The organism is Streptomyces sp. NPDC054841 (assembly GCF_053611045.1).
Genome location: NZ_JBSGZO010000635.1, coordinates 1 through 4003, shown reverse-complemented (window position 1 = coordinate 4003; position 4003 = coordinate 1). Strand labels below are relative to the sequence as shown.

At 69.5% G+C, this 4003-nt stretch carries 3 protein-coding genes and 1 pseudogene; 1 reads left to right on the top strand and 3 read right to left on the bottom strand.

The window, feature by feature from the left end:
* Window positions 1-58: 58 nt before the first annotated feature.
* Both ACWGI8_RS40865 and ACWGI8_RS40860 read right to left on the bottom strand, forming a co-directional pair.
* Window positions 59-358, bottom strand: coding sequence for a trypco2 family protein (locus ACWGI8_RS40865; protein WP_453668518.1), 300 nt, complete (start codon window positions 356-358; stop codon window positions 59-61).
* 129 nt (window positions 359-487) lie between these two features.
* Window positions 488-1657 (bottom strand): steroid 3-ketoacyl-CoA thiolase, encoded by a 1170-nt coding sequence (locus ACWGI8_RS40860; protein ID WP_453668517.1) that lies wholly within the window; start codon window positions 1655-1657, stop codon window positions 488-490.
* Window positions 1658-1934: 277 nt separating this feature from the next.
* On the opposite strand from ACWGI8_RS40860, the gene ACWGI8_RS40855 reads away from it, so the two are divergent.
* Window positions 1935-3191 carry a cytochrome P450 gene (locus ACWGI8_RS40855; RefSeq protein WP_453668516.1) on the top strand — a complete coding sequence of 419 codons (1257 nt, stop codon included), beginning with the start codon at window positions 1935-1937 and terminating at the stop codon, window positions 3189-3191.
* 103 nt (window positions 3192-3294) lie between these two features.
* Here the strand turns inward: ACWGI8_RS40855 and ACWGI8_RS40850 are convergent.
* A pseudogene (locus tag ACWGI8_RS40850) lies at window positions 3295-4003 on the bottom strand (hypothetical protein); the annotation flags it as partial.

The window sequence follows — 4003 nt, the reverse complement described above, 5'->3', positions numbered from 1 at the left end:
TCGTCATACGGCCGTGACGGGCCGGGCAACATCCACCGCCCGGCCACGGGATTCGCGCTCACCTCTCCCCGGTCACGGCCTCGCCGGACACATGAGGCCGCCTACCGGTGGACTTCAGCTTGGGCTGCAGCGTCAGCTTGAGGCGCTGGGTGTCGGTGCTGTTCTTCTTCTTGTCGCCGCCCAGTTCGAGGACCCAGAACTTCACCTTCCCGGATCCGCCCCCGCCCTTCTCCAGGGCGACGGACAGTTCGAGCTCGATGTCGCCGAGTTCCAGCTCCAGTTCCTCACCGTCCGCGGCCCGCCTCGCCTCGTTCAGCTGGCTGCGCAGGTCACGGATCACATGGGACAGTTCGATCAACGCGGCTCCCCTTACGGCGTTTTCGGAGGCTCGATCGTACTGCGAGCCGCGACCGCACCGCCGCCGCAATCGGGCTGGAGCCTGTCCGGTGGATCAGGCGCGAGGCCGGCAAGATCCACCGGACAGGCCCTACAGCCGCTGAATGATCGTCCCGGTCGCCAGCGCCCCGCCCGCGCACATCGTGATGAGCGCGAACTCCTTGTCCCTGCGCTCCAGCTCGTGCAGCGCCGTCGTGATCAGCCGCGCCCCGGTCGCACCCACCGGATGCCCCAGCGCGATGGCCCCGCCGTTGACGTTGACCTTCTCCAGGTCCTGCTCGAAGACCTGGGTCCAGCTCAGTACGACCGAGGCGAAGGCCTCGTTGATCTCGACGAGGTCGATGTCCTTGAGCGACATGCCCGCCTTCCCCAGCACCGCCCGGGTCGCGTCGATCGGCCCGTCCAGGTGATAGTGCGGGTCGGCGCCGACGAGGGCCTGGGCGACGATCCGGGCGCGCGGTTTGAGCTTGAGCGCCCGGGCCATGCGCTTGGACGCCCACATGATGGCGGCGGCGCCGTCCGAGATCTGGGAGGAGTTGCCCGCGGTGTGAATCGCGGTGGGCATGACCGGCTTCAGCCCGGACAGCGCCTCCATGGAGGTGTCCCGCAGCCCTTCGTCACGGTCGACGAGCCGCCACATGCCCTGCCCCGCGTGCTGTTCCTCCTCGGTCGTGGGGACCTGGACGGCGAACGTCTCGCGTTTGAAGCGCTCCTCGGACCAGGCGACGGCCGCACGCTCCTGCGAGATCAGGCCGAGGGAGTCCACGTTCTCGCGCGTCAGCCCGCGATGGCGCGCGATGCGCTCCGCCGCCTCGAACTGGTTGGGCAGATCAACGTTCCACTCGTCGGGCCAGGGCTTTCCCGGCCCGTGCTTGGAGCCGCTGCCCAGTGGTACGCGCGACATGGCTTCGACACCGCAGCTGATGCCGATGTCGATGACGCCGGCCGCGATCATGTTCGCGGTCATGTGCGAGGCCTGCTGCGAGGAACCGCACTGGCAGTCGACGGTCGTCGCGGCGGTCTCGTACGGAAGGCCCATCGCGAGCCAGGCGTTGCGGGCGGGGTTCATGGACTGCTCGCCGGCGTGGGTGACGGTGCCGCCGACGATCTGTTCGACGCAGTCGGCGTGGATGCCGGTGCGTCCCAGGAGTTCACGGTAGGTCTCGCCCAACAGGTAGGCGGGGTGCAGATTGGCGAGCGCGCCACCGCGCTTGCCAATCGGTGTGCGTACGGCTTCGACGATGACGGGTTCCGCGGCCATGAGCTCGTCCTCTCCTCAGCACAGCGGCGGGGCGTCCCGGCGACCCGCACGCAAGAACCGCAAGAAGAACTAGTACGCGTTCTAGTTCTCTGAGCAGTCTTATGAGGGTTACCCCAGGTACGCAAGGCTCCTGCACGCAACAGTTCCCGCCGCGACTCTTGCCACTTGTAGAACCCGTTACTACCTTGCGGGCAATTCTGATGGGCCGTCAGAACTTTTCAGCCGCCGTACAGCTGTCCAGCCGCCAGCTGTCCAGCCGCCAGACCTGGAGTTGCCGATGCCCTGCCCCCATCTCCCCGAAGGGTTCGACGCCACCGATCCCGATCTGCTGCAGAGCCGCATACCCTTCCCGGAGTTCGCCCAACTGCGGCAGACCTCACCTGTCTGGTGGTGCCCGCAGCCCCGCGGCGTCACCGGCTTCGACGACGAGGGCTACTGGGTCGTCACACGGCACGCGGACGTCAAGTACGTCTCCACGCACCCGGAGTTGTTCTCGTCCACCGAGAACACGGCGGTCATCCGCTTCAACGAGCACATCACCCGTGACCAGATCGAGGTTCAGAAGCTGATCATGCTGAACATGGACCCGCCGGAGCACACCCGGGTCCGCCAGATCGTCCAGCGCGGCTTCACCCCACGGGCGATACGGAGCCTGGAAGCCGCACTCCGCGACCGCGCCCGGAAGATCGTCGAGGAGGCGAGGGCGAGGGCGAACGCGGACGGCACCGACGGCAGCTTCGACTTCGTCACCAACATCGCCGTGGAACTGCCGCTCCAGGCCATCGCCGAACTCATCGGCGTACCCCAGGACGACCGGGCCCGGATCTTCGACTGGTCCAACAAGATGGTCGCGTACGACGACCCCGAGTACGCCATCACCGAGGAGATCGGCGCCGAGGCCGCCATGGAACTCATCGGCTACTCGATGAACCTGGCCGCCGCCCGCAAGGAGTGCCCGGCGAAGGACATCGTGACCCAGCTCGTGGCGGCGGAGGGCGAAGGCAATCTGTCGTCCGACGAGTTCGGCTTCTTCGTACTGCTGCTCGCGGTCGCCGGGAACGAGACGACGCGCAACGCGATCAGCCACGGCATGCACGCGTTCCTCACCCATCCCGAGCAGTGGGAGCTCTACAAGCGGGAGCGCCCGGCGACCGCCGCCGAGGAGATCGTCCGCTGGGCCACGCCCGTGGTCGCCTTCCAGCGCACCGCGACCCAGGACACCGAGCTCGGCGGCCAGAAGATCAAGAAGGGCGACCGGGTGGGGATGTTCTACTCCTCCGCCAACAACGACCCCGAGGTCTTCGACCGGCCGGAGGTCTTCGACATCACCCGCGGCCCGAACCCGCACCTCGGCTTCGGCGGCGGAGGCCCGCACTTCTGCCTCGGCAAGTCCCTCGCCATCCAGGAGATCGACCTGATCTTCAACGCGCTCGCCGACACCCTGCCGGACCTGCGCCTGGCGGGCGACCCGCGCCGGCTGCGGGCGGCCTGGCTGAACGGCATCAAGGAACTCCAGGTCGCCGTAGGCACCTGAGAGCCGGGCGCCGCACCCGGCCATGGGAGGCGGGGGCATCCCCCCTACGCCCCGCCCCCGTCTCCCGCCGGAGCGGCGCAAGGACCGAAACGCCTGCGCCGGGTCAGCGGGCGGCCCGCGCCCGAGCGCGCCGGGTACGCCATACGACGCCGGCCCCGGCCGCACACACCAGCAGGGCTGCGCCCCCCACCACCAGCAAGGTGCCGGTCCCCGTGCCGGAAGCAGCGTGCCCGGCGGGGGCGGCGGCCGCGCCGGTCCCGCTGCTTCCGGGGCGCGCGGGTTCGGTGCCGCCGGAGTGCCCGGTGTCGGTGCTCGTGGCGGTCCCGGGCTGTGCCGTGCCCGGTACGGCCGAGACCCCCGGCTTAGCAGCGCCCGGTGCGGCCGTCGGCGAGGCAGGGGTGCCCGGAGAGACCGTGATCTCCTCCTGGTCACGGCCGAGCCCCGGATAACCCACTTCCACGGTGACCTTCCAGCGCCCGGGCGGCAGCGCCTCGGCCGTGGCGTAGCCGGTCGTCGCCGCCGGGTCGCGGACCAGCTTCCAGGGGCCGACGGTCGTTCCGTCCGCGCCGACCGCGTTCACGGTGGCGGCGACCCGCTCGTCGACCGGGTCGTTGTCGTTCTCCCAGACGACGGTCGTCCGCACCCGGCCGAAGTCGTGTCCGGTGATCTCCACCTTGAGGGTGTCGCCGTGGGCCTGGGCACCGGTGGCGGTGGCCAGGGAAAGGGCCGATCCCGCCAGGGCGGCGGCTACGGCCGTAAGACGGGCTCGGCGCTTGACATGTGCTCCTTGGGGGGGTGTGGGGGGGTAATGG